Annotated in this window: 27 protein-coding genes and 6 pseudogenes; 19 read left to right on the forward strand and 14 right to left on the reverse strand. The window is 43.6% G+C overall.

Features of this window, described 5'->3' with window-relative positions:
- Positions 1-15 precede the first annotated feature (15 nt).
- From K6984_RS00995 to K6984_RS01005, 3 genes are read left to right on the forward strand one after another with little or no spacing between them, the layout of a single operon-like run.
- Entirely contained in the window at positions 16-357 is a 342-nt protein-coding gene (locus tag K6984_RS00995; protein ID WP_221893775.1) for a J domain-containing protein, read from the forward strand.
- The gene (gene grpE / locus K6984_RS01000) at positions 354-1,013 is read left to right on the forward strand and encodes a nucleotide exchange factor GrpE (RefSeq protein WP_221893776.1); all 660 of its coding nucleotides are present in this window, start codon (positions 354-356) and stop codon (positions 1,011-1,013) included. Before K6984_RS00995 ends, grpE begins: the two co-directional genes overlap by 4 nt.
- A gap of 3 nt (positions 1,014-1,016) precedes the next feature.
- Entirely contained in the window at positions 1,017-2,777 is a 1,761-nt protein-coding gene (locus K6984_RS01005; protein WP_221893777.1) for an Hsp70 family protein, read from the forward strand.
- 225 nt (positions 2,778-3,002) lie between these two features.
- Here K6984_RS01005 and K6984_RS32120 read toward each other — a convergent pair whose 3' ends face one another.
- Both K6984_RS32120 and K6984_RS01010 read right to left on the reverse strand, forming a co-directional pair.
- Positions 3,003-3,131 (reverse strand): hypothetical protein, encoded by a 129-nt coding sequence (locus tag K6984_RS32120; protein ID WP_263458611.1) that lies wholly within the window; start codon positions 3,129-3,131, stop codon positions 3,003-3,005.
- 111 nt (positions 3,132-3,242) lie between these two features.
- Complete coding sequence (locus K6984_RS01010; protein ID WP_221893778.1) at positions 3,243-3,545, reverse strand: hypothetical protein; 303 nt, start codon at positions 3,543-3,545, stop codon at positions 3,243-3,245.
- Between K6984_RS01010 and K6984_RS01015 the strand changes: the two genes are divergently transcribed.
- Positions 3,502-3,648, forward strand: a complete 147-nt coding sequence (locus K6984_RS01015; RefSeq protein ID WP_221893779.1) for a hypothetical protein — start codon at positions 3,502-3,504, stop codon at positions 3,646-3,648. The genes K6984_RS01010 and K6984_RS01015 overlap by 44 nt on opposite strands.
- A 109-nt stretch (positions 3,649-3,757) precedes the next feature.
- Here the strand turns inward: K6984_RS01015 and K6984_RS30370 are convergent, their stop codons facing one another.
- Both K6984_RS30370 and K6984_RS30375 read right to left on the reverse strand, forming a co-directional pair.
- A complete protein-coding gene (locus tag K6984_RS30370; RefSeq protein ID WP_230987795.1) occupies positions 3,758-4,474 on the reverse strand; it encodes a hypothetical protein in 717 nt (238 codons plus the stop codon).
- The gene (locus K6984_RS30375; protein WP_230987796.1) at positions 4,435-5,142 is read right to left on the reverse strand and encodes a transposase; all 708 of its coding nucleotides are present in this window, start codon (positions 5,140-5,142) and stop codon (positions 4,435-4,437) included. The genes K6984_RS30370 and K6984_RS30375 overlap by 40 nt, the downstream gene beginning before the upstream one ends.
- A 139-nt stretch (positions 5,143-5,281) precedes the next feature.
- Here K6984_RS30375 and K6984_RS01025 point away from each other — a divergent pair, with 139 nt between their 5' ends.
- The 7 genes and pseudogenes from K6984_RS01025 to tnpB all read left to right on the forward strand — a co-directional run.
- Entirely contained in the window at positions 5,282-5,590 is a 309-nt protein-coding gene (locus K6984_RS01025) for a hypothetical protein (protein WP_221893780.1), read from the forward strand.
- A gap of 100 nt (positions 5,591-5,690) precedes the next feature.
- A complete protein-coding gene (locus K6984_RS01030; RefSeq protein ID WP_221893781.1) occupies positions 5,691-5,930 on the forward strand; it encodes a PAS domain-containing protein in 240 nt (79 codons plus the stop codon).
- A pseudogene (locus tag K6984_RS35905) lies at positions 5,858-6,355 on the forward strand (PAS domain-containing protein); the annotation flags it as partial. The gene K6984_RS01030 and the pseudogene K6984_RS35905, both read left to right, overlap by 73 nt.
- 138 nt (positions 6,356-6,493) lie before the next feature.
- Positions 6,494-6,709 (forward strand): hypothetical protein, encoded by a 216-nt coding sequence (locus K6984_RS30385; RefSeq protein ID WP_147883717.1) that lies wholly within the window; start codon positions 6,494-6,496, stop codon positions 6,707-6,709.
- Between the two features lie 37 nt (positions 6,710-6,746).
- A complete protein-coding gene (locus K6984_RS01040; RefSeq protein ID WP_230987798.1) occupies positions 6,747-7,364 on the forward strand; it encodes an AAA-type ATPase lid domain-containing protein in 618 nt (205 codons plus the stop codon).
- Positions 7,365-7,778: 414 nt separating this feature from the next.
- Positions 7,779-8,120, forward strand: coding sequence for an IS66 family insertion sequence element accessory protein TnpA (tnpA, locus tag K6984_RS01045; RefSeq protein WP_221893783.1), 342 nt, complete (start codon positions 7,779-7,781; stop codon positions 8,118-8,120).
- A gap of 107 nt (positions 8,121-8,227) precedes the next feature.
- Positions 8,228-8,383, forward strand: a pseudogene (tnpB, locus tag K6984_RS35910) (IS66 family insertion sequence element accessory protein TnpB); the annotation flags it as partial.
- A gap of 184 nt (positions 8,384-8,567) precedes the next feature.
- Here the strand turns inward: tnpB and K6984_RS01055 are convergent.
- Positions 8,568-8,891: a hypothetical protein gene (locus K6984_RS01055; RefSeq protein WP_221893784.1), complete on the reverse strand. Its 324-nt coding sequence runs from the start codon at positions 8,889-8,891 to the stop codon at positions 8,568-8,570.
- Between K6984_RS01055 and K6984_RS01060 the strand changes: the two are divergent.
- From K6984_RS01060 to K6984_RS01070, 3 genes and pseudogenes are all read left to right on the forward strand, one after another.
- Positions 8,880-9,212 (forward strand): annotated as a pseudogene (locus K6984_RS01060) (FGGY family carbohydrate kinase); the annotation flags it as partial. The gene K6984_RS01055 and the pseudogene K6984_RS01060 overlap by 12 nt on opposite strands.
- Before the next feature lie 106 nt (positions 9,213-9,318).
- On the forward strand, positions 9,319-9,666 hold the full coding sequence (locus tag K6984_RS01065; protein WP_221893785.1) for an FGGY-family carbohydrate kinase: 348 nt from the start codon (positions 9,319-9,321) through the stop codon (positions 9,664-9,666).
- Positions 9,667-9,720: 54 nt separating this feature from the next.
- Positions 9,721-10,884, forward strand: a pseudogene (locus K6984_RS01070) (glycerol-3-phosphate dehydrogenase/oxidase); the annotation flags it as partial.
- Between the two features lie 148 nt (positions 10,885-11,032).
- Here the strand turns inward: K6984_RS01070 and K6984_RS32125 are convergent.
- Both K6984_RS32125 and K6984_RS01075 read right to left on the reverse strand, forming a co-directional pair.
- On the reverse strand, positions 11,033-11,161 hold the full coding sequence (locus tag K6984_RS32125; RefSeq protein ID WP_263458596.1) for a hypothetical protein: 129 nt from the start codon (positions 11,159-11,161) through the stop codon (positions 11,033-11,035).
- 114 nt (positions 11,162-11,275) lie between these two features.
- Complete coding sequence (locus K6984_RS01075; protein WP_221893786.1) at positions 11,276-11,494, reverse strand: hypothetical protein; 219 nt, start codon at positions 11,492-11,494, stop codon at positions 11,276-11,278.
- A gap of 174 nt (positions 11,495-11,668) precedes the next feature.
- Here K6984_RS01075 and K6984_RS01080 point away from each other — a divergent pair, with 174 nt between their 5' ends.
- Positions 11,669-12,001, forward strand: a complete 333-nt coding sequence (locus K6984_RS01080) for a glycerol-3-phosphate dehydrogenase C-terminal domain-containing protein (RefSeq protein ID WP_221894111.1) — start codon at positions 11,669-11,671, stop codon at positions 11,999-12,001.
- Positions 12,002-12,025: 24 nt separating this feature from the next.
- Here K6984_RS01080 and ylqF read toward each other — a convergent pair whose 3' ends face one another.
- From ylqF to gshA, 3 genes are all read right to left on the reverse strand, one after another.
- Positions 12,026-12,946, reverse strand: coding sequence for a ribosome biogenesis GTPase YlqF (gene ylqF, locus K6984_RS01085; protein WP_221893787.1), 921 nt, complete (start codon positions 12,944-12,946; stop codon positions 12,026-12,028).
- A gap of 243 nt (positions 12,947-13,189) precedes the next feature.
- Positions 13,190-13,897, reverse strand: a complete 708-nt coding sequence (locus tag K6984_RS01090; RefSeq protein ID WP_221894112.1) for a phosphoadenylyl-sulfate reductase — start codon at positions 13,895-13,897, stop codon at positions 13,190-13,192.
- Positions 13,898-13,992: 95 nt separating this feature from the next.
- The gene (gene gshA, locus K6984_RS01095; protein ID WP_221893788.1) at positions 13,993-15,564 is read right to left on the reverse strand and encodes a glutamate--cysteine ligase; all 1,572 of its coding nucleotides are present in this window, start codon (positions 15,562-15,564) and stop codon (positions 13,993-13,995) included.
- Positions 15,565-15,900: 336 nt separating this feature from the next.
- Here gshA and recQ point away from each other — a divergent pair, with 336 nt between their 5' ends.
- The 3 genes and pseudogenes from recQ to K6984_RS01110 all read left to right on the forward strand — a co-directional run.
- Complete coding sequence (gene recQ, locus K6984_RS01100; RefSeq protein WP_221893789.1) at positions 15,901-18,042, forward strand: DNA helicase RecQ; 2,142 nt, start codon at positions 15,901-15,903, stop codon at positions 18,040-18,042.
- A 415-nt stretch (positions 18,043-18,457) separates the two neighbouring features.
- The gene (locus K6984_RS01105; protein WP_221893790.1) at positions 18,458-18,787 is read left to right on the forward strand and encodes a hypothetical protein; all 330 of its coding nucleotides are present in this window, start codon (positions 18,458-18,460) and stop codon (positions 18,785-18,787) included.
- Positions 18,788-19,208: 421 nt separating this feature from the next.
- Positions 19,209-20,147, forward strand: a pseudogene (locus K6984_RS01110) (IS3 family transposase); the annotation flags it as partial.
- A 31-nt stretch (positions 20,148-20,178) separates the two neighbouring features.
- On the opposite strand, the gene K6984_RS32130 reads toward K6984_RS01110, so the two are convergent.
- The 4 genes and pseudogenes from K6984_RS32130 to aat form a co-directional block, all read right to left on the reverse strand.
- Positions 20,179-20,304, reverse strand: a complete 126-nt coding sequence (locus K6984_RS32130; RefSeq protein WP_263458612.1) for a hypothetical protein — start codon at positions 20,302-20,304, stop codon at positions 20,179-20,181.
- A gap of 182 nt (positions 20,305-20,486) precedes the next feature.
- Positions 20,487-20,711 carry a hypothetical protein gene (locus K6984_RS01115; protein WP_221893792.1) on the reverse strand — a complete coding sequence of 75 codons (225 nt, stop codon included), beginning with the start codon at positions 20,709-20,711 and terminating at the stop codon, positions 20,487-20,489.
- 427 nt (positions 20,712-21,138) lie between these two features.
- Entirely contained in the window at positions 21,139-21,837 is a 699-nt protein-coding gene (locus K6984_RS01120; RefSeq protein WP_221893793.1) for an arginyltransferase, read from the reverse strand.
- A pseudogene (aat, locus tag K6984_RS01125) lies at positions 21,834-22,524 on the reverse strand (leucyl/phenylalanyl-tRNA--protein transferase). Before aat ends, K6984_RS01120 begins: the two are co-directional and overlap by 4 nt.
- Before the next feature lie 909 nt (positions 22,525-23,433).
- Here aat and K6984_RS01130 point away from each other — a divergent pair.
- Complete coding sequence (locus tag K6984_RS01130) at positions 23,434-23,979, forward strand: transposase (protein WP_221893794.1); 546 nt, start codon at positions 23,434-23,436, stop codon at positions 23,977-23,979.
- Positions 23,980-24,085 lie beyond the last annotated feature (106 nt).

Genomic DNA, 24,085 nt, shown 5'->3' on the forward strand with positions numbered 1-24,085 from the left:
GCAACGATAAAAATAATGCAAACACCTTATCAAATACTTGACGTTGCAGTTGATGCCAATGATAAAGCAATTAAACAGGCATATTTGCAACAGGTTAAGAATAATCCGCCGGACCGAAATCAGCAGCGGTTTCAGTTAATTCATGATACGTATACCTCAATTAAAGATCATAAAAGTAGGGTTGCTCATAATTTATTTACCCTACAGGCTGCTGATTTCAATACGATACTCGATAAAGCGCTACATACTAAGCAAGTAGGCACTACAGTGAGCGCTGAATCGTTTAATAAACTACTAAGTATAAGCATGGATGATACAAGCCTTTTAAATGCCTTTGCAGATGCTGATAACACATGAGTACAGAAATACAAAAAACTGAATTACTGGAAGACTTTCAGAAGTATCTTGAGTACAGCCATGCTGGATCACTGAGCTCTTCAGAACAACCAGATCTGCATACCTTGCTGGGAGAAATAACTGGCTTAAAAACAGAGGTCAAAGCAGAAGCCAGGCAATATAAAAATACCCTGGATACTTTGAGTTCAGCTCTGGATACCGTGCAGCAAGATAATAAAGTGCTATCAGCCGAGCTTGCGGCAAGTGCCGAGCGCTTTGATCAACAACAAGCTGAAATGATGCGCACTCTGTTGCTGGAAATGGTCGATCTATATGACCGCATAAGTGCCGGAGTTACTGTGTTAAAAAATTATCAACCGCTTAGTTCCCTGTTCAGGCACTCTAAAAAACATGACGTGCGTTTTATCGAGCGCTTTAAACAAGGACAGCAAATGACGCTCAGGCGCTTTGAGCAATTATTACAAAACTACCAGGTAAAAGCAGTGGACTGCGTAGGGCACAAGCTAGATCCTTTGACCATGATAGCAGTTGAAACCGGTGAGAATCAAAAACTTGGCAATGGCATAGTACTAGAAGAATTGCGCACTGGCTTTTTATATCAGGGCCAGGTACTACGTCTGGCAGAAGTTAAAGTAAATAAAATCAGGATTAGATAATACATGAACGATATTATTATTGGTATAGATTTAGGAACCACTAACGCAGAAGTTTCTATCGTCGAAAACGGTAAGGTGAGAGTAATTGCTGATGGCGATAGTAAAATGCTACCGTCATTTGTCGGAATAGATGATAACGGGCAGGTTATCGTCGGTGAAACGGCTCGCAACCAATATCTAGTCTATCCGGAACGCACTATTAAATCGATCAAACGCCAGATGGGGCAGGATACGCATGTCGTATTAGCCGAGCAGAGTTACACTCCGCAGGAGATTTCAGCGATTATTCTTAAGCGCCTGAAGTCTATTGCAGAAAATGACTTAGGACAAACAGTTAGCAAGGCAGTGATTACCGTTCCTGCTTATTTTTCTGATGCACAACGCCAGGCAACTCGCGAGGCTGGAGAGATTGCAGGTCTGGAAGTAGTGCGCATGATCAACGAGCCGACTGCTGCCGCGTTAGCCTATGATGCTAATCAATCCGAGTCTAAACATGTGCTTGTCTATGATCTGGGAGGGGGAACCTTTGATGTCTCGGTGGTGAATATCGAGTCGGGCGTGGTTGAAGTATTGTCGAGTCATGGAGATAATCAACTGGGGGGTGATGATTTTGATCAGCAGATTGTTGACTATTTGCTAGCGCAAATTCAGGACACTTACCAGGTCAATGTGCGTGCGCATAGTAAGGCGATGGCGCGCATTACCCGCGCTGCAGAAGAGGCAAAGTTTTTACTTTCCGACCAGCCCTATGCGCAGATTGAAGAAGAATACTTGCTGGAGCATGAAGGCGTTGCCATTCATTTATCGCATGAACTATCCCGTATGGCTTATGAAGAGATGATTGATGATTATATTAATGCCACACTGGATGCAGTACATATCGCGCTAAAAGGTGCAAGGTTCACTACTGCTGATATTGATGAAATCATATTGGTGGGAGGTTCTACGCGCACGCCTTGTATACGCGAACGCCTGCTGAATGAATTTGGCTTTGAGCCGCATAGTGAAGTCAATCCGAACTTATGTGTCACTATAGGGGCAGCTATTCAGGCTGCGATGATAGCTGGGCAGGAAGTGGATACTGTATTGGTTGATGTCACGCCATATACCTATGGAACAAGTGCGATAGGTAGTCTGGATGGCTCGCCGTATCCGTTTATGTATGTGCCGATAATTCATAAAAACACCGTGTTGCCGAGTCGTAAGTCCGATGCGTTTGCGACTAGTTATGATGGCCAGGAAGCGGTGGAGATTACGCTATATCAGGGAGAAGATCCCGATGCGTTGAATAATGTCAAAATTGGTGAGTTTCGGGTTGAGGGTCTGTTAGATGTTGCCTCTGGAAATGTGATTACTCTGACGCTGGCACTGGATCTAAATGGAATGTTACAGGTTTCAGCGCAGGAAAAAGACACTGGGCTGGAAAAGTGCATCATCATTAAAAATGCCTTATCTGAATTTGAGGGTGATGCGCTGGATACCGCAAAGCAGCGTATTAATTCTTTACTAGGACAAATGGACCCTCGGGTTATAGAAGATCAGCCACCTGAAGAAAAAACTGGAATTATAGCACCGGAAATAGTTGCAGCTGGTGAGTTGATTTCTAAAGCCGAATGTTTGTTCGGGAAGGTGTCTAATGAAGATAAGGAAGACATGAGCGACTTAATTGAAACGCTAAAAAACTGTATCGATGCCAAAGATATTCAGGGACTGGATGACCTAACCCGGGAATTACAGGATATTATTTATTATCTGGAGTCCTGATGCAGCGTTGCCCCAGTTGTAATGCACGACTCAAAGGTCGGGTAATATGCGCCCGATGCAAGGCTGATCTGACAGTATTGATTAACGCTGAACGATCTGCACAGCAATGGCTAACTAAAGCAGTCGAGGCATATGTAGCAGGTAATATTGAGCAGAGCATAACAGCGTTAGCTATTTCCTTAAGCCAGCATAAGACCCGCCTAGCCTTGGTGTTTCGCGAGTTTATCATTGAGCGGCAATGTCGGGATATTCTTGAATTACTGGCGCAAAAGCAATTGCTGCAAGCCAGGCAAAGACTTTACCAGTTACGATTATTACTTCCCAGCAGTCCGCAATTACAACAACTGCAATCATTCAGTGATTACTTATTCGTGAATAGCCAGGAATAGTCAAATGCAAAGTGAAGAAGCTAAAGAAACAACACTCTCTAGGCTTGATAGCGCGATTGTCCTGTTTAAAGAGATCTCAATTTTTGGTGGCTTTTTCATTGGTGTGAGCGTTGCTATATTTTACCTGTTCGGGATAGCGATTTATGCAACCTTCACCAGCATGATGGGTATCTCGCCCGCTGAAAATCATGGAAACGGAGCTTAGCGAAGTGGTGATTTTTAGTCCCTGATAGGCGACAGGGCAATTCGCTGATTCGACGTGTGCTAGCAGCACGCGAGAGGAGCAAGAATTGCATTCCGAATAGCCTGAGGTAGTTAATGACGAAGCGGCTTTTGTGCGTAGTCGTTGCGGACGCAGGGCGTTCAGGGCATCTCCCATCCGCTGCGTAGGTGAACGAATTATGGCGACAGGAGTCCCGGAATTTCGTGAGGTAGCATGGCGCGCCTGGCGTTTTTTGCCATCTTCCAAGCCTAGAATATGATCCTCTGCCGCCAGAATTAGTGACAACTTTTGAGCGTTATCAGCGGTAAAAAATTCCTTATAACTCGATGTTCAAGTTTTTCCATCCCATTGCCATCAAACTCTTACCTTCACCCAGCAGAACAATACTTTAATGATGCTGTTGGCTCTAAGCGCCCTAAATCTCTGCCAATCATATGTTTTCCTGATGGCATCAGTTGAAACACATCCTTTATTAATTCACCTAACTCTTTCAGCTTATCACCAGGATCTGGAAACTCTAGCAATGACGTGATGAACTCAAGCAGTACATCCATTTGAGACTTGCGCTGTAAGCTTCCTACGGTATACGCAGGTAGTTTGCTTTCAATGCGGGCTATTTGCTCTGGGTGAAGGAGAAGGCAATGGTCAAACAAAAGACTCAGAATCAGGCCACGGCTTGATCCCTCTTCATCTAATTGTTTGGCCTCACGCCCCCATCCTTCATAAAGCTTCCAGTCCTCAAAGAAAACCTCAATCAGCCATCTCAACGTATAGGCTTGAATAATATCTTGTGTGCGCCAAGTCAGGTCTGTCGCCACTAAATAGCGATAGTAGTTTTCACCGTCATATTTTAAGGCAATGACAAAGCGTTTTTTACTGTGAGAACTCACCTTCAATCGTGCACTGCTGACAGTCACTTTAATCTCTTTGCCGCCACGTACACGTATTATCTGATCAATGCCTTTGTTAATCGAATTAAAGTAGCTCTCGACTGACCTTATTCTACCTCTATATTCAATATTTTGGTTTTTACGTAATTGGCTAATCACCTGCGAGCCTCCAGATTCTTTAGCGGCTTCGTCCATAAAGGCTTTTCACCATACAGCGCATCAGCCAGTACGCCTTTAATTTTAATCAGGCTATGCGCAACTTTAAACTCTTTTAATAAGCCTAATGCAATCTCTGTTTTGGTCGGGTAGGCACTGTCACGTTCAGGCTTAATAGGCCGATCTTTTTTTGCTATACCGCTCTTTTTCAACCGTTTATCTTCTTTATCCCACTGCTTTAAGGCTGGATCCGGCATATAAAAGAAAAAACCGACAGGCACTGTAATGGATGAGGTAACTAGCAGCAATAATACTATCGTTTGTCCATTAACATACCCGCCGGAGCCTTTGTGTTTCTGCTTGTAAACCTTATAAATACGTTTTGTAGACTTAGATCGTGCTCGGTCTGATTCATCAAAGGCCAACACACCTTCAGTAATGCCATAACGTTTTAAAATTAAGACCACACTCACCCGTAGCAACCAGTCCCAGGGTATACTTGCTTTACGAAACACCCAGGATAATACGGCTACTTTGCAATCTCCAAGGCTTGCTCGCTCAAACTTAGCCCAGCAAACAGAGTTCATTAGCAGTATGCCCGTTAAACAAGTGCCCAACCAAGCGGCTCCGGGTTTTAGCTGATTGAGCGCATCATTTAAATCGTCAATATAGCTTTGGATAAAGGTGGCTGGGGCATTCATTAACATGGGCTTACACCGATAAAATTACAACAACCTCAGAATACCTGATTTTACCTTCTCAATATCAAAAACTTGAACATCGAGTAAAAGTAATTTCAAGGAAACTAAAGCTTGATCTTCCAATACCCGCTCACTTGAAAATCAAATGCGCCTGACTGCAATGAGCTATAATTTAATGCGCGTGTTTGAAGAGATTTCAAAAATACAACAGCCAGAATTGATTCATCCATCGGATAAAAAATATAGCGAGGCTCTGGAGATAAGGCAGCAACAGGCTCAAAAACGAGATCGTTTTGTGAATCCATTATTTTTCCAGGCAAGAATATCTCGTATCAGCTCGTATACCATTCGGGCAGTTCAAAACGCAATAATAACAGGAATGTCTTTACAGTGCTTTATGAGCTCTCTTGTGGCGAGGTTAGTTTCACGGCCTCAATTGATAGGGGAACACTGATGGATATTGTAGAGAAAATTCCGGTTAATAAAACGGTTAAAATACGCCTTATCAGAAATGGAAAATTATTCAGAACGGAATTTAGAACAAAAATTTTACCATGACAGATTCCGCACAAATTTTACATCGATACGAGTTGATTCTGAGTTCCGCTGTCGATGGTATTTATGGCCTGGATATAGACGGCAGGATAACCTTTGTTAACCCCGCTGCGCTGAAAATGAACGGCTGGGGGTTGAGCAAGAAACACTTGGTGAACTGGGGCATATGCAGCACCATCATAGCAAAGAAAATGGTGAGCATTATCCGCGTCATGAGTGCCCGATTTATGCCGCCTTAAAAGATGGTGAAGTACATCATGTCACGCATGAGGTGTTCTGGCGTAAAGATGGCTCGTGTTTTCCAGTGCATTACACCAGTACCCCAATTTGGGAAAATAATGCCATCATAGGTGCAGTGGTGGTGTTCCAGGGTGTGAGTAAACTCAAGCAAGCAGAAGCGAAGGTTACCCTGTTACAACGCAAAAATGAATTGATTTTAGCCTCTGCAGGGGAAGGCATCTGTGGCTTTGGCCGTGAGGGCAGGGTCACTTTTATTAACCCTGCTGCTGCCATTATGCTAGTCTGGCCAGAGGACGGGGTAGCCGGGAAAACCATTCATGATATTTTTGGGCGTGATGAGCCGGATGCAGATAAATACTGTCCAGTGCAAAATATAATGCGCGGTAAACAGCGGTTTAAAGCCTGTGACAAAGTTTTCTGGCGTAGTGATGGGACTTTCTTTTCGGTAGATTTTGTTAGTACCCGGATTATGGATAATAATCATCTCAAGGGTCAGGCGCGCCATGCTACCTCACGAAATTCCGGGACTCCTGTCGCCATAATTCGTTCACCTACGCAGCGGATGGGAGATGCCCTGAACGCCCTGCGTCCGCAACGACTACGCACAAAAGCCGCTTCGTCATTACTACCTCACTGGCTGGACGGCTATTCGGAATGCAATTCTTGCTCCTCTCGCGTGCTGCTAGCACACGTCGAATCAGCGAATTGCCCTGTCGCCTATCAGGGACTAAAAATCACCACTTCGCTAAGCTCCGTTTCCATGATTTTCAGCGATTGAAGGTACGATTTTTCTGGATGAAATAGGTGAGATCCCGTTGGAGCTACAGGCAAAATTATTGCGCGTACTACAGGAAGGTGAAATCGAACGCCTGGGCGACTCAAAAACCATTAAGATAAATGTTCGAGTGGTTGCTGCTACCCATAGGGATTTAAAGCAAATGGTCGCCGAGGGTGAGTTTCTCGAAGATCTATATTATCGGCTTAGTGTATTCCCGTTAACCATTCCCGCCTTACGCAAGCGCAAAAATGATATTGCAATATTAGCGCAAAGCTTTGTCGGTAAATATGCACAGAAAATGAGCAAGCAGATTAAGCATATTCCAGAGAGCGTGATGGAGAATTTAATTAGCTACAGCTGGCCAGGAAATGTGCGGGAACTGGAAAACGTGATTGAACGCGCAGTCATACTTTCACCTGATCAAACTCTGCAGGTAGCCCCTTTGTATAATTCAGGACTAAGTGATAAAGTCTCTGGTCAAGTACTATTGCCCCTGGCAGCAATAGAAAAAGCGCATATTATTAAAGTGCTGGAAAGTGTGCAATGGCAAATTTCCGGCGAAAATGGCAGTGCTGCAATTTTAGAAATGCATCCCAATACCCTGCGCCCGAGGATGAATAAGTTAGGCATACGTAGGGAGGTGACGGCTTTGTGAAAAAATCTGGACGCGAAATCCTGCAGAACCGCTCTCGACAAGGGAATAACCATTCTCTTCGATCGGTTCTTTGACTTTCACGCCCAGATTTTCCATAAAATTCATACATTAACTGATGTATATAGGTTTAATGCAATCTTATCTATTTAAGCTTTAATATCTAAGCATATATTCGGATAATTTCTAGCTCATTTTTATCTAACTTTACTGCAACAATAAGTGATTTATTTATTGTCTCTGTTAAGACAAATGTTTCACTTCCACCCGGGGGTTCATATCTATTACGGGAGGTCATTTTCCTGGCCACTGCTTCTGCTAGTGAGCAGCATAACCGTAAGCGTCAATTAAAGTACACATTCTAAACCAATATAAAAAATGGCAGACTAATACCTCCAATTAACTCAGGAGGAATTTATGAGTCCATCTCAAAATAAAGCGGCTATGCAAAATCATATACCGCAATGGCAAGCCAGTCGTTTAACTCAGGTCGGGTATTGCAAAGCCCATGATATCAAGCCGCATATCTTCAGTTATTACAAAAAGCAATTCAGTTCGCTCGCTCCACCAGTGTTACAAGCCAAGCAATTGGTTCCGGTAACACTGGTTGCAGAGGACATGTTGAACGGATCAGGCGTACCTGCTGATTCATCAGTTATCAAAGTGACTCATTCTAATGGCTTCAGTCTGGAAATTTGTGCCAGTACAGAACTTGCATCATTAAAGCCGCTTCTGAAACTGGTTAGGTCTATCTCATGATAAACGGGCTTGTTGTTAATCAAGTGTTTTTGGTGACCGGCGTTACTGATATGCGTAAATCTATCAATGGTCTGTCACTGATTGTTTCGGAATAGTTTGGCCATGATCCCTTTGCCGGAAGTATTTTTGTCTTTTGTAACCGCTCTCGCGATAAACTGAAAATACTCTATTGGGAGTGTAATGGGTTCTGGCTTTATTATCGGCGCCTGGATAAGGGGAAGTTTCGAGTTAAACGAACATCCGTTATCATTAACCTTACGTGAATTACACTGGCTGAAGTTTCCCAATTATTGAGTAGCTGAAATACACAATGCTGGTGTATCGAGGTTTATTTTAGGTGGGTTTGCCATGTTTATAGCAAACCCCTACTTAATTCCCCTTAGGCAATAGCATTTGAAACGAATGAAAAGACTATTTTTTTCATATAGTTGTAGCATAGTTTCAATTTTACCATAAATAATTATTGGGAAACTTCAGCTTGAAATTACTTTTAGTGTTATTGAATGTCTTTTCAATCGTCCATCGTTTGAAATATAGCATGGCAATGGCTCCAGGGTTAATAGTCATTGGCAAGGTTGTCACAAACCGGTAAAGTTTTCCGGTTTCTGGATCACGGTAATCCACCACGTTAAATTTGATGCCCTTGTTTTCGTACACACTGTATGCTTCAACCCCTGTATTGATCTCATGGCGGGAGTCAAAAGGGATAGACTCAACCAGAGTCGCAATTGAATTTTCTTTTAGCATGGCGCGCCTGTTAATATAAATCAATTACAGTGGGATGATGAACTTCTGCAACTATTTGATATTCCGCTTGCGCTTTTGCCAGAGGTTAAGTCTTCTAGTGAATGTTACGGTATTACCCGAGATACTGATATCGGAGTCGGGATTCTTATTGCTGCAATAGCCGGTGATCAGCAGGCGGCTTTGTTTGGACAGCAGTGTTTTAAGCAGGGAATGGCAAAGTGTACCTACGGAACCGGATCTTTCTTGATCATGAACACTGGCTGTAGAAAAGTGGTGTCCAGCAATAAGCTGTTAACCACGATAGCCTGGAAAATTGGTGATAATGTTGTGTATGCGCTGGAAGGCCTGGCTGCTCCACACTGGCGCTGAAAATCATGGAAACGTAGCTTAGCGAAGTGGTGATTTTTAGTCCCTGATAGGCGACAGGAGTCCCGGAATTTCGTGAGGTAGCATGGCGCGCCTGGACGCGGATGCGCTGTTATCGACCATGAGTGCGGATACCGGCGAGCCAATTGCAGAACTACGTATTGATGGTGGTGCCACGGCAAATAACCAGCTTATGCAATTCCAGGCAGATATATCGGCGATTAAAATCATTCGTACTGCCAATCTTGAATCCACTGCGCTAGGAGCTGCTTATCTAGCAGGTATCGCAACGGGGTTTTGGAGCCTGGAAGACATTACCTTGAAAGGTAAAATTGACCATGAATTTAATGGTACATTGCTGCCTGATAAGATTTCAATGCTTAAACAGCAATGGCTGAAAGCCGTTAAAAGATCCATGCACTGGGTAGAATAAGATTGCTGCCCAGCCAGTTTTCAGACAGGGCTTAAGCACAACTAGGGAGATGTCATGCAGCGTAAGCATACGATTGAAGCGATACAACATAATCCAGAAAAGATCTGGGATATTATTATCATCGGCGGTGGTGCTACCGGCCTAGGTGCAGGTGTGGATGCTGCATCACGAGGGTATCAGACGCTGGTGCTGGAACAATACGATTTTGCCAAGGGGATGTCCTCACGCAGTACAAAACTGGTACACGGTGGTGTTCGGTATCTGGTACAGGGAGATATTCCATTGGTACTGGAAGCATTGCATGAACGAGGTTTACTCAGGCAGAATGCACCGCATCTAGTCAAAAACCTTGAATTTATTATTCCAAATTATGACTGGTGGGCAGGCCCATTTTATACCGCTGGTTTAAAAGTATATGACTTGATGGCTGGCAAGTTAGGCTTTGGCCCATCTGTACATATCTCTAAAGAGGAAGCCATGCAGGCTATCCCAAATCTGATTGAAGAAGCTCTTAAGGGCGGGGTTATTTATCATGACGGCTAGTTTGATGATTCCAGGCTTGCGGTCAATCTGGCACAAACAATTTGTGATAAAGGGGGCTATGTCGCCAATTATTGTGCTGTTACTGCTTTGCTAAAAGATGCCGAGGGTATGATCTCAGACGTTAGCTATCATGATGCAGAAAGTGATCGTATCGTTACGGTTAATGCCCATGTGGTTGTGAATGCAACCGGAATTTTTGTGGATCATATTCATGCGATGGACCAGCCGGGAATGCCAAAAACTGTGCTGCCAAGTCAGGGGGTACATATCGTACTTGATAAGTCTTTTTTGCCGGGTAAGTCTGCAATCATGATCCCGAAAACTGAAGATGGTAGAGTGTTATTCGCTGTTCCCTGGCATAAGCAGGTGATTGTCGGTACCACTGATACGCCAGGTGTTGACGTGTCTATCGAACCCAGGGCTCAGGAAGAAGAAATAGATTTTATTCTTGATACTGCAGCAGTTTTTCTACGCAAGGCGCCTAAACGTAGCGATGTACTATCTATTTTTGCTGGCCTAAGACCTCTGGCAGCACCGGAGCAGCAGGGCGAAGAGACTAAGGAAATTTCCCGGGGGCATAAGCTCACAATTTCACACTCGGGCCTGATTTCTATTATCGGTGGCAAGTGGACGACTTATCGTCGCATGGGTGAAGAAATTGTTGATAAGGCGATCGCTGAAAATCAGGGAAACGGAGCCTAAGCGAAGTGATGATTTTTAGTCCGCGATAGCCGTAGGGCCGTTATTTTGTCGGAGTCTGAGCGTTAGCGAAGGTGGAGACAAAATAAAAGGCCATCCGACACGGCGTCAAGTCATTCGGAGCCTATGTTCCGACCCCTTGTTGGGTCGGGACGAGGTGACGAGGACGAATCGGGGCCGCCGGAGGCATAAGTGGTCGCGTTAAGTTTTTGCTGCTTGCTTGGGCTGGGATGCCCAAAACAAGCTTTCGCAAAAATAGCGACTCCCCAATTTATTGGGCGGCTTACAGGCAAAGCCGTGTGTCACTGAGTATATGCCAATTCATGGAGCTATAGAGACTTCTATCACTCGATGTTCAAGTTTTCAGCTATAACTGGGCTAAGAAAAGTAAATTTTTCCGGCTTTGTTTTATAAGTGATTGATTTACAATGATGTTGATACTTTCTTTGTCAGTCGCTGTCAGCCCCGGACGGGCTGATAGTCTCCAGAAGGCGCAGGGAAATTTGCCAATCCGAAGTGCGCGATAGCGCGCGAGGGAGGCTAAAATTTTATCCCGAATAGCCGTAGAGCCATTTGTGGTAGCCATGACTGAGCTGCTTTGTGCTCAGTCTGTGGCGGACGCAGGGCGGCTGGAGCATCTCCTATTCGCTGCGTAGGTGAACGAATTACGGCGACAGGAGTCCCGGAATTTCGTGAGGTAGCATGGCGCGCCTGAAAATTATCAATAAAATCAATCAGTTAAAAAACTTGAACATCGAGTATCAGCGATTCTAGCCTCACAGTTTATGGCACAGATGCAGCGGGTATTACTGAGATTATTCAGCAACACCCGGCTCTCGCCCAATGCTTGCACCCCGACCTGGATTATATTAAAGCCGAAGTGATTTGGGCGGTCAGGGAAGAAATGGCGCTATGCGTGGAAGACTTTCTCGCGCGCAGAACTCGTGCCTTGTTTTTAAATGCGCAGGCAAGCATGGAAATGGATCCTGCTGTAGCTAGATTGATGGCGCAAGAGCTGGGCTTTGACCAGAACTGGGAAGAGCAGCAAGTCAGGCTTTATCAAGAGAATGCCAGAGGGTATTTGCTGGAATAGTGCGTAGCATATTGCAGGTATAAATTACCGCGCACCTTTCCAGTTCTGCTTACGCTTTGCTTTTTTAGTCGCTGTTTTCTCGCGGATAATCGTCAGCTCTGCCAGTTCCTTTTGCATCATTTCAGGCGTTTCCAGAGTGATTCGTCCTAATGTGCCATCACGGATTTCAGCGAGCAGGATTTTAGCGACTTTATCAATATCAATATGCCCACCTGAGCGTAAGCAGCCACGTTTCTTACCGATGACCTGTAATAATTCGTAGTCGGTCTCGGGTAGAGTTGCTAACTGATAGCGTTGCTTTAAAGCTTCCGGATAGTGCTGCAGAAAAAACTCACCGGCAAAGGATGCAACATCGTCGTGCTTGAGTGCCGTATCTTTAATAGCTCCCGTGGTTGCAAGACGATAACCGGTATTATGATTTTCCAGGTTTGGCCAGAGCATACCGGGAGTATCACAGAGGATAATACCATTGCGTAAATCTATGCGTTGCTGACGTTTAGTGACCGCAGGTTCATTACCGGTTTTGGCGATAGTGCGACCAGCCAGGGCATTGATCAGGGTGGATTTACCGACATTGGGAATACCCATAATCAGCACATGAATGACTTTGCTATCTGTGGCTTTATGCGGGATTAATTTGCGGCATAGTTCGATGACGGTATCAACTTTATCTGTTTGCACGGCAGTCAGAGCCAGTGTTTTTACACCTTCTTCCTGTTCCAGAAATTTTTGCCACTGCTGGGTGCGCACAGGATCAGCCAGATCCGCTTTATTGAGTATTTTAATACAAGGCTTATCGCCGCGTAGTTCCGATAACATCGGGTTGGCACTGCTAAACGGCAGGCGGGCATCGAGTATTTCAATCAGCAAGTCGATATCGGGCAGGACTTCCTTTATTTCCTTGCCTGCCTTGTGCATATGTCCCGGGAACCATTGGATTTTCATGTGTTGAATTCTTAATATTAAGTGAGTGCGGAAAAGGCTGGAAGGAGGTCAAGTAATTGTCCTAAAATCATCAGATGGCTTGTTCCCAGGCTCCGCTTGGGAATACGTGGGTGAACAGCTCTGCTGTATGATGCCTGGGTAAGCAGAGCTTAGTCTCCATGCAAACGAGGTTTTTTATCTTTTCTTCATGAGCTTCATGGTAAAAATAAGGGAGTGCAATAGAAAGATCTATTGCACTCTAGCTTATTTAGGGATATGCAGACCACATTCCTTTTTAGTTGCTTCTTCCCACCACCAGCGACCTGCGCGTTCGTGCTGATTAGGTAAGACAGGGCGGGTACAAGGCTCACAGCCGATGCTGATATAACCTTGTTCATGCAGCGTATTAAACGGCACTTGATAGGCTTCTATATAATCCCAGATCTGTGCTGAACTCTGATTGACCAGCGGATTAAATTTAATTAGCGGGTGGCTGTCTGTCGTAAATGCCGGATCGACTTGTATTTCGGGGATATTTTGCCGGGTATCCACGCTTTGGTCTTTACGTTGTCCGGTAATCCATGCATCCACCTGTGCCAGCTTGCGCTTTAAGGGCTCAACTTTGCGTATGCCACAACATTCTTCATGTCCATCTTCATAAAAACTAAACAAGCCTTTTTGTTTAACCAGGGCTTGCAGCAGTTTATAATCCGGTGTCAGCAGTTCTATATCAATTTTGTAGTGCTTTCTAACTTTTTCAATAAACTGATAGGTTTCAGGGTGTAAACGCCCTGTGTCCAGAGAAAACACCTGAATATCCTGGCGAATCTTTAACGCCATATCAATCAGTACCACATCTTCTGCACCGCTAAAGGAAATTGCAACTTGGTCATAATTTTTCAGTGCATGGCGTAGCACCTTGCGCGGGTTTTTACCTTGCAATTCGGTTTGGTTTTGTTCGATATTAATCATATTAGGTAGTATTCGAGATTTTGGCTTTTTCTTTGCTGGGTTTCGTGCCTCAACCACAGCCTACATGGAATGCATGATATTTAATAAGGGTAATGTTATTGCTGACTAAAATATTTTTCTAAAAACGCGTCAAAGTCTAGGCTATCATTAGTTTCAATTTCTGCTTGCTTGAGCAGTGACTCGCGAGTCATTCGCTCAAATTTTTCAGTATCAGTCGCATTCAGTGTCTGAGCGGTAAAATTCTCGGCATGAGTGCGTGATATATTATTTGCAAAGCAGGAAAATGGCTGATTGCTAGTCTGCATTTCATCTAAAATACGTGCCGAGGGTGTTAGCTCCGGATTTGCAATCAGTTTACGCTGTCCCTGCAGGGTTTGATTAAAATAGTTGTCTGACTCGTTTGCATCCAGGATGTCGCAAATAGGCTGCATATTATCCAGTATTTCGTTTGCCCAGTCCTGTAAGCGCACAGCCTGCTGGTCTTTAATCAGTGTAACATCAGGCTTGCGACCTTCAAGAGCAACGGTCAGTTGGTTGGTATTATGTATGCTAAATTCATCAGCGTTAATTTCCGGGCTTTCATGTACCAGACAGCTCAGTAACAGTGCTTCGATAAAACGTGCCCGGTTTGCATCAATGCCTATAGGATTAAATAGATCCAGATCCAGCGAGCGAATTTCTACATAATGTACACCTCGGCGCTTGAGTGCCAGGGTCGGTTTTTCGCAGGGCTGAATAATCTGCTTAGGTCGCACGGTACTGTAATATTCATTTTCAATTTGCAGAATATTAGTATTCAGTTGCTGATATTCGCCATGCACTTTTACCCCGATAGGCTGGTAGTCAGGATACGGTGTATTAATCGCATGCGTCAGGCTGTCTACATAGCCACTGAGGGAGTTGTAATCAATATTTAAATCTGCCTGGTTATTGCTTTTATAACCGATATCACTCATGCGTAATGATGTGGCATATGGAAAGTACAGCGTGCCATGGTCAAATTCCTTAAATTGTGCCATCAGTTCGGGGCGACTTTTAAAGAAACTCTTGCAGATGGCAGGCGATGCGCCAAATAAATACAGGATAATCCAGCCCTGGCGCTGAAAGTTGCGAATTAAATCAAAATAGGCCGCAGACTTAAAGTCATCGAGCGAATTTTGTGCGCCTTCAAGCTGGTGTAACACTGGCCAGAGTGCTTCCGGAACCGAGTAGTTAAAGTGTATCCCTGCAATTGCTTGCATGGTGCGGCCATAACGATGCCATAAGCCTTTACGATAGACATGTTTCATTTGACCTATATTGGACTTGCCATATTGGGCAATGGGAATACTCAGGTCGCCATTAATACCGCAGGGCATGCTGGTGGCTAATAAATATTCATTATCGAGCTGGTCATACACATACTGGTGAATATTGCGCATAAAATCCAGGGTTTTATCAATACCTGCAAAGGGCGGAGTAATAAACTCTAATAAAGCTTCTGAATAATCAGTTGTAATATGTGGATGTGTTAATGCGGAGCCGAGTTGTGGTGGGTGTTCTGTCTGAGAAATAAAACCTTGTTCAGATAAGCGTAGGCTTTCTTTTTCTATGCCTTTGAGACCATTTTTTAACAGCGACTGTTGCTTATGTTTTAGTAAAAGTTGTAATCGATTTGTACTACTCATGCTCTAATGCAAAAATCCTGATAAAGGTGGGAAGGCTTAATTTATAATTCTGGAAACCGCAGTTGAGCACGGAGTATGTGGAAAATCTGAGTGTGAAAGACAATGCACAGCTCGCAGGAAATGGCCGTAACCCTTGGCAAGAGTTGTAACACCGTATTTCGTGCTCAGATTTATTCACAAAACCGTGAGGCGGGGGAATACTTACCCAGCAGGTGGCAAATATTTACGATCATTTTATCTAATATATAGATACTTATTAGTGTTTAATAGCGGTCAACTGCGGTTTCTAGCATAATATGTGTATTATAAACTGTTTCAAGAAAAAGGATAAAAAGTGTGACGCAATCTGATAAAGCTAGTCAGGCGATAGAAGTTTTGCAGACTGTATTTGGTTATCAGGATTTTCGTGGTGATCAGGCCGAAATTGTTGCAGAGCTTATTGCCGGAAACAGTGCTGTAGTGTTAATGCCTACCGGAGGGGGTAAATCCTTGTGCTATCAGATCCCTGCAATAGTACGTGAGGGAGTTGGAATCATTATTTCCCCCTTGATCGCTTTAATGGCTGATCAGGTGAATGCCTTGCATCAATTGGGCGTTAATGCAGCCTTTTTAAATTCCACCCTGGCTTATGAGCAGGTGCAAGCTATAGAGCAGCAATTATTACGTGGCGAGCTGGATCTACTGTATGTAGCACCGGAGCGATTAACCTCCGAGCGCACCCTGCAATTATTTAGTCGCTTAAACATAGCCTTGTTTGCCATCGATGAGGCGCATTGCGTATCTCAGTGGGGACATGATTTTCGTAGTGATTACTTACAGCTCTGTTTATTGGCTGAGCGCTTTCCAGCTATTCCTCGTATCGCTCTAACGGCAACGGCAGACCAGCGTACCCGCGAGGAAATTATCAGCCGCCTGACATTAAGCCACGCAAAGCTGTTTATTAGTGGCTTTGACCGGCCTAATATTCGCTACCGTATCGTGCAAAAAGATAATGCACGTCAGCAATTACTCAGTTTTATTCAGGCTGAACATAATGGCGATGCCGGGATTGTGTACTGCCTGTCACGCAAAAAAGTGGAGTCTACTGCAAGCTGGTTGCAGACTAAAGGCGTAGATGCCTATCCCTATCATGCTGGGCTATCGCATCAACTGCGCAATAAGCATCAACACCAGTTTTTAATGTCCGAAGGCGTGGTCATTGTTGCCACTGTTGCTTTTGGCATGGGTATCGATAAGCCTAATGTGCGTTTTGTCGCACACCTGGACTTACCCAAGAGTATCGAAGGATATTATCAGGAAACCGGAAGAGCAGGGCGTGATGGCAAACCTGCTAATGCGTGGATGACTTACGGTTTGCAGGATGTTATTACCCTAAGGCAAATGTTGCAAGGTTCGGATGCCGATGAAATGCATAAACGGGTCGAGCTACATAAACTGGATGCCATGCTGGGTTTATGTGAACAGGTATCGTGTCGGCGCGCAGTGCTTTTAAGCTATTTCGGTGAAGTGGATACTCAGCCTTGTGGCAATTGTGATACCTGTCTTGAACCGGTAGAAACTTGGGACGGTACGGTTGCAGCTCAGCAAGCCCTGTCCTGTATTTACCGCACTGAGCAACGCTTTGGTGTGAATTATCTGCTGGATGTCTTATTAGGTAAAGATATTGAACGTATCAGAAGTTTTGGCCATGATAAACAAAGCACCTTTGGTATCGGCAAAGAGCTGAATGAAAGCCAATGGCGCTCAGTATTTAGACAATTGGTGGTTAAAGGTCTGGTGGATGTAGATTTTGAAGGCTATGGTGCATTAAAACTTAATAGTAGTTGTCGGCCATTATTGCGTGGTGAGGCGCAAATCAGGCTGCGCAAAGACCTGGCTAAAGCGAAGAGTAAAAAAGCAAAAGTGACTCGGGGAGATTTTGCAAGACATAGAGATAATGTTTTATGGGATGCTTTACGTGCCAAGCGGACTGAATTAGCTAATCAGCAAGATGTGCCGCCCTATGTTATTTTCAGTGATGCCAGCCTGACTGAAATGGTGGAGAAATTACCGACAAATCATCAGCAGTTTGCCCGAATCTCAGGAGTAGGGAAGAAAAAACTGGAATTATATGCAGATGAGTTTCTAGGGGTTATTAGCAGGATTCATGAGATACAGGAACAGAACTCAGAACTGTCTGAAACAGTCGATGAAACAGTAGCTTTATTTAAAGTTGGGTTTTCTGTGGAAAAAATAGCTCAGCAGCGTAAGCTAAAAGACACAACTATCTATGGCCATCTTGCCGAGGGTATCGCGTCAGGAGTAGTAGAGTTAATGGATGTAATTGAGTTGAGTGAGCAGGAAATAAACACGATTCAAGATGAAATTTTAAGTTTACCAATAGAGCAGAATAATGCCTTAAAACCCGTGTATGAGTCTCTTGATGAGGCCTATGACTACGGGCTTCTACGCTGTGTCAGGGCGGCAATGGACGTTTAGTGAGTGCAGTTCCGCTAAATATAACTATACTTTTTATGTAACTACTCAGCGTAATTTAAACTCATAACAGATTGATTTAAAATAATAATTAATGTATCTCTCTGAATTTTAGTCCAATTTTCACCCCTTTTTAAAGGTGAAAATGACTAAAGTCAGGTTAAATCAAAATATATCCATTTGATTTTAAAGTTAAAAAACACGCTGAGTAGTTACCTTTTTATTAAGCTATTCCATATTTAGGCTTAATAGATAGTAACTGAAGTTTCCCAATTATTGAGTAGCTGAAATACACAATGCTGGTGTATCGAGGTTTATTTTAGGTGGTTTTGCCATGTTTATAGAAAACTATAATGATCCCCAAAAACTAGACCAGCATTTAAGATAGAATCTTGCCCTCAAAACTGAGGATTAAGAAATGACCATAAATCGGAAGAAGCATAGTACGCAAACCAAAGTAAAAGTGGTATTAGACGTACTAAAAGGGGAAAAGACAAGAGCTGAAATTACCGCGAAATATGGTATTCATGCAACACAAATCAACAATTGGAAAAAAGCTGTATTAGAGGTTATTCCTGAAGCATTCTCGACTAAAAGGAAACAACAGGATAATGACCAGCAGGCTTTAGTTGACGATCTGTACAAGCAGATAGGGCAACTGAAAGTAGAGAATGATTTTCTAAAAAAAAATCGTAACTACTCAGCGTGTTTTTTAACTTTAAAATCAAATGGATATATTTTAATTTAACCTGACTTTAGTCATTCGCTGCCAGCCATGGAGAGCGAAAGCGAGGGCTGGTAGTCCCCAGAAGGCGTAGGGCCGTTGTTTTGTCGGAATCGTAGCGCTAGCGTAGGTGTAGACAAAATAAAAGGCATTCCGAAACGCCGTCCAGTCATTTGAGGGAGTGTTACGAAGCCAGCACCGAGTTTACGATGGTAATGGCGAAGTGGCACGTACGCAGGACGTCTGGGGCGCCGAAGGCATTAGTGGTCGCGTTAAGTTTTTGCCGCTTGCTTGGGCTGGGATGCCCAAAACAAGCTTTCGCAAAAATAGCGACTCCCCGCTTCACCTTTAAAAAGGGGTGAAAATTGGACTAAAATTCAGAGAGATACATTAATTATTATTTTAAATCAATCTGTTATGAGTTTAAATTACGCTGAGTAGTTACAAAAAATCTATGACTCTTCCACTTGCGACTCGAAAAATGTGGATAGAGCCAGGTCATTCAGAGTTAAGTATCAGAAAGCAGTGTTGCTTGTTGAGCATCAACAGGTCAAGTTTATATTACCGACCCGTTGGCATAGATGACTATACCCTGATACTGATGCATGAATTGGATAAACAATATACCGAAACACCCTTTTACGGTGTCTTGAAAATGACGGAGCATTTGAGATCTCAAGGGCACCAGGTCAATCCGAAGCGAGTGAGGCGGTTACTAAGGCAGATGGGGCTGGAAGCGGTATATCCAAAGCCAAGACTAAGTCAGGGCAACTCAGAGCATAAGATCTATCCTTATTTACTGAGAAACCTGCAGATCGAGCGATGCAATCAGGTCTGGAGTACGGATATTACCTACATCCGCATGAAGCATGGTTTTGTCTATCTGATGGCCATTATTGACTGGCATAGCCGATATGTACTTAATTGGGCGTTAAGTACGACAATGGACGCAGACTTTTGCATAGCAGCCCTTAATGAAACACTAAGTTCATCACAGTGTGAAATCTTTAATACGGACCAGGGAAGTCAATTCACAACGAATCGATTTACAGGGCCCTTATTGGAGAAAGGAATCCGTGTTAGCATGGATGGCAGAGGCCGCGCACTGGATAATATTTTTGTTGAACGATTGTGGCGATCAGTCAAGTATGAAAAGGTCTATCTGAATGACTTTCAGACAGTGAATGAAGCATATTTAGGGCTGAAAGACTATTTTGAATTTTACAATCACAGGCGAATTCATCAGTCCTTGGACTATCGAACGCCAGCGGAGGTTTATTATAAAAAAAACGGTCTATACGTGAGAGTCCCTGCAGGCGGACTCCATCGCTTAAAATCAGGGAAACGGAGCCTAAGCGGAGTGATGATTTTTAGTCCTTGGTAGGCGACAGGGCAATTCGCTGATCCGAAGTGCGCTAGTAGCGCTCGAGGGAGGCAAGAATTGCATTCCGAATAGCCGTCCAGCCATTTGAGGTAGTCTTAACGGAGCAGGGTTTTGTGCGTAGTTGAGACGGACGCAGGGCGACCAGGGCATCTCCCATTCGCTGCGTAGGCGAATGAATGTTGGTGACAGGAGTCCCAGAATGTTGTGAGGTAGCATGGCGCGCCTGGTGGACAAAGAGTAGTATCAAAACGCCTGCGGCGCAATAATAACAAATTATTAATATAAAAAGGGAAGGGCTATCTTAACTATTTAATAAATTGGTCTGGACAATGGGGAGTATTATAAACCCCTACCGCTGAAAATCATGGAAACGTAGCTTAGCGAAGTGGTGATTTTTAGTCCCTGATAGGCGACAGGGCAATTTGCTGATTCGACGTGTGCTAGCAGCACGCGAGAGGAGCAAGAATTGCATTCCGAATAGCCGTCCAGCCAGTGAGGTAGTAATGACGAAGCGGCTTTTGTGCGTAGTCGTTGCGGACGCAGGGCGTTCAGGGCATCTCCCATCCGCTGCGTAGGTGAACGAATTATGGCGACAGGAGTCACGGAATTTCGTGAGGTAGCATGGCGCGCCTGTTAATTCCCCTTAGGCAATAGCATTTGAAACGAATGAAAAGACTATTTTTTTCATATAGTTGTAGCATAGTTTCAATTTTACCATAAATAACTATTGGGAAACTTCAGATAGTAAGATCTTGGGGAGTACGAGTACAGGCGTTGAAAAAACCTGAACGTATTGATTTTGAGTTGGACGATTCATTAGGGAGCTGGAAATAAATAATTGTCCAATATTGGGCAGGATTTTTGTTCGTATTCAAGGCGTAGTAACCGGCGCATAGCAGGCTACGTAAAGTCGCTACAACACAGAAGACGGACAAAAAGACCAGCAGTTTTGGTTGATGTGTGTTTCCATCTCCCTTACTCAATCACCTGGTTAGGGTATAGGTCGCCAGTGATTATCCACCAGGCCTTGCAAGGGCTGGTAATTGGTTTTATAGGACATTTTCTGGCAGTCTGCAACCCAGTAGCCCAGATAAAGCCAGTCTAATCCGAGTGATTTAGCGTGCTCTATTTGCCATAGCACGGCAAAGACACCCAGGCTGCGGGTAGAGTATTTAGCATCAAAAAAAGTGTACACAGCAGATAGAGCATTTTCGAGTAGATCGACGACAGCAACACCTGCTAATTCATTGCCGCAATGAAACTCGACAAACAGGCTGTTACACCAGTCAGAACTTAAAAAATTAATATAGTTTTCCTTACTGGTATTGGCCATTTCGCCATCCGCATGACGGCTTTGTTGATAGCGTTGGTAGAGTTCAAAATGTGCTTGTTCAAAGCTGGCGGGTTTAATCTTGACTGCCAGGTCACAATTTTTCTTTAATGTTCTACGTTGTTGCCGCGATGGACAAAAGTCATGTACAGCTAAACGTGTTGGGATGCATTGCGAACAATGGGAACAGTAAGGTTGATAAACGTGATTACCACTGCGCCTGAAGCCCTGGCTAATCAGCTGGGAATAATGTGCACTATTAATTGAAAAATCTGGATGAATATAGGCAAATTGCGCGTTGCGCTTATCTAGATAGCTGCAATCATGTGGCTTATCCAGGTATAAGGGAATAGAAATCATATTTGCCAGGCGGTGGACATAGGTTTGCGCTGATGGTATTGGCGCAATAATGAAGAAAAACGAGTCCGGCTTATCTCTTCAGCGCCCAGTTTGACTAGATGTTCGGTATGTACCTGACAGTCTATTAATTTGTATCCCCAGTTGCTAAGTTGTTGCACCAAACTGACAAAAGTCACTTTTTAGGCATCGGTTTCAGTATGAAACATCGACTCGCCAAAAAATAGCTGACCAACCGCGATACCGTATAGACCGCCGACTAGTTGATTATCTTGCCATGCTTCGACTGAATGTGCGTAGCCTTCATAATGCAGGCGGATATAAGCAGTCTGCATGGCTGAGGTTAGCCAGGTACCCGTTTCTTCCGATCTGGGAGATGCACAGGCTTTAATGACTTTGGCAAACGCAGTATCAAAGCTGACCTGGAAGAGCTGTTTGCGTAGCGTTTTCTGCAGACTTTTGGAAATATGCAAGTTTTCGGGAAAAAGCACTAAGCGTGGATTAGGCGACCACCATAAAATTGGCTCATCATGACTGTACCAAGGAAAAATCCCCTGATTATAGGCGTTAATAATGCGCTGAGTTGATAAGCACCCCCCCCACGGCAAGCAAGCCATCGGGTTCATCGAGGGCAAGTTCTACGGGTGGAAAATCCTGGTCTGCCTGATTAGGATCGAGTAGTGTGAGTATGATTAAGTGTGCAGATAACTTTTGTAGATTATATAGAGTTTAGGTGCAACTAGGGGCTTGAAGCGCAACGGTACGAAAAGTAACGCTAGCGTTTAAAGTAAGTTGATATTTTAATTTAAATTTCTTATTATGAACATTAGGTTACGAATCATTGTAGTCCATAATAGAGATATACTTTTTTCCTACTTTAGAATTTAATTTTATGCTGACTGCCTGGATAGAAGGAAGGCTTGAACAATGAGTAACATCTCCGGCATCGTAAAATCAGCCAGAAAAATCATGAGCCAGGACACCGGAACAGGCAGTGATGAACTGTGAATTTTGCAACAGGGCTGTTTCTAAAAATATTCAGCGACAAAGACAAAGAACTGGAGCTCATACAAAACGATTACACCTCACCCATACCCGGCCCCCCCTGTGTCAGAATAGTTTTCGCCTTATTTGAAATATCATAACTTCAAACAAGGGGCGGAAAAAACTATGACAACTCAATATCCAAAAGAAAGAAAAGATGCCATCATTAACTAAACTGAAGTTTCCTAGTTTTTAAAGCATAAGAATATCAGCTAATGCTTATTTTTCTGAGATATTAGATATTACTAATGTTAATGACATTCCGTTGACTAAAAGCCTTGAATTCTTTTTAAAAACAACAGGTTAATCGTGAATGAGGCCTAGTTTTAGTGTATAATGAAAGTTTATAACACATTGATTATACAAATAAAACGACCTCATTCATGTTCATTTTACGCGATATTTTACTCCCGCTTCAAGATCATTTTTCAGAAACCACTTTAGGCCGCGAACGAGCCTCTCTGTTCGTTTACACGATCCTGTCCATTATCGTTCCTTCGCTGTCAGCCCCGGACGTGCTGATAGCCCCCCGTGTCAGGATAGTTTTCGCCTTATTTGAAAAATAATAACTCAAACAAGGGGCGGAAAAATAAAACCATGACAACTCAATACCCAAAAGAAAGAAAAGATGCCATCATTAACAAAATGCTTCCGCCCTTAAGTATGAGCGTACCTGAATTAGCTAAGGCCGAAAATATTCCTTACGGAACGCTGTATACGTGGAAGCAAACTTATGTTGATAAGAAGTGTAAAAACACTAAAAACACAAGCCATTCTCCTATACAGTGGACAGCCGAGAAAAAATTATCAGCCATTATAGAAACAAGTACCCTGAGCGAGCAAGAGTGTAATGAATATTGTCGTACACATGGGCTTTATAAAGCTGAACTTGAGTCCTGGAAGACCCATTTTATTAAAGGATCAGAGCAAAACGTGACGCAAGAAAAAACAGATAGAAACGTATTAAAACAATTACGTAGTGAAAACAAAAAATTAAAGAAAGAGCTTAATCGCAAAGAGAAAGCACTTGCAGAAACAGCAGCCTTATTGGTGCTTAGAAAAAAGATGGATGCGCTCTGGGAGGAAAACGAGGACGCTTAATTCCTCACTCAGAGCGCGTAAATTATGTCACATGGATCAATGAAGCCATTGGACAAGGTGCCAGAAAGGGCAAAGCCTGTGATATTGTTGGTATCAGCATTCGTAC

Origin of the sequence: Bathymodiolus japonicus methanotrophic gill symbiont (assembly GCF_019721995.1) — a bacterium.
In the GTDB taxonomy this organism is placed as follows: Bacteria; Pseudomonadota; Gammaproteobacteria; order Methylococcales; family Methylomonadaceae; genus Methyloprofundus.

Bases quoted from the DNA above. Each gene is read 5' to 3' on its own strand.
- K6984_RS00995 (WP_221893775.1), top strand. From the start codon at position 16: ATGCAAACACCTTATCAAATACTTGACGTTGCAGTTGATGCCAATGAT.
- grpE (WP_221893776.1), top strand. From the start codon at position 354: ATGAGTACAGAAATACAAAAAACTGAATTACTGGAAGACTTTCAGAAG.
- K6984_RS01005 (WP_221893777.1), top strand. From the start codon at position 1,017: ATGAACGATATTATTATTGGTATAGATTTAGGAACCACTAACGCAGAA.
- K6984_RS32120 (WP_263458611.1), bottom strand. From the start codon at position 3,131: ATGATTGCAGTTGTTGTAATTGCGGACTGCTGGGAAGTAATAATCGTA.
- K6984_RS01010 (WP_221893778.1), bottom strand. From the start codon at position 3,545: ATGGGAGATGCCCTGAACGCCCTGCGTCCGCAACGACTACGCACAAAA.
- K6984_RS30370 (WP_230987795.1), bottom strand. From the start codon at position 4,474: ATGGACGAAGCCGCTAAAGAATCTGGAGGCTCGCAGGTGATTAGCCAA.
- K6984_RS30375 (WP_230987796.1), bottom strand. From the start codon at position 5,142: ATGTTAATGAATGCCCCAGCCACCTTTATCCAAAGCTATATTGACGAT.
- K6984_RS01025 (WP_221893780.1), top strand. From the start codon at position 5,282: ATGCGCCTGACTGCAATGAGCTATAATTTAATGCGCGTGTTTGAAGAG.
- K6984_RS01030 (WP_221893781.1), top strand. From the start codon at position 5,691: ATGACAGATTCCGCACAAATTTTACATCGATACGAGTTGATTCTGAGT.
- K6984_RS30385 (WP_147883717.1), top strand. From the start codon at position 6,494: ATGGGAGATGCCCTGAACGCCCTGCGTCCGCAACGACTACGCACAAAA.
- tnpA (WP_221893783.1), top strand. From the start codon at position 7,779: ATGAGTCCATCTCAAAATAAAGCGGCTATGCAAAATCATATACCGCAA.
- K6984_RS01065 (WP_221893785.1), top strand. From the start codon at position 9,319: ATGGCGCGCCTGGACGCGGATGCGCTGTTATCGACCATGAGTGCGGAT.
- K6984_RS01075 (WP_221893786.1), bottom strand. From the start codon at position 11,494: ATGGCTACCACAAATGGCTCTACGGCTATTCGGGATAAAATTTTAGCC.
- ylqF (WP_221893787.1), bottom strand. From the start codon at position 12,946: ATGAAAATCCAATGGTTCCCGGGACATATGCACAAGGCAGGCAAGGAA.
- K6984_RS01090 (WP_221894112.1), bottom strand. From the start codon at position 13,897: ATGATTAATATCGAACAAAACCAAACCGAATTGCAAGGTAAAAACCCG.
- gshA (WP_221893788.1), bottom strand. From the start codon at position 15,564: ATGAGTAGTACAAATCGATTACAACTTTTACTAAAACATAAGCAACAG.
- K6984_RS01105 (WP_221893790.1), top strand. From the start codon at position 18,458: ATGACCATAAATCGGAAGAAGCATAGTACGCAAACCAAAGTAAAAGTG.
- K6984_RS32130 (WP_263458612.1), bottom strand. From the start codon at position 20,304: ATGGGAGATGCCCTGGTCGCCCTGCGTCCGTCTCAACTACGCACAAAA.
- K6984_RS01115 (WP_221893792.1), bottom strand. From the start codon at position 20,711: ATGGGAGATGCCCTGAACGCCCTGCGTCCGCAACGACTACGCACAAAA.
- K6984_RS01120 (WP_221893793.1), bottom strand. From the start codon at position 21,837: ATGATTTCTATTCCCTTATACCTGGATAAGCCACATGATTGCAGCTAT.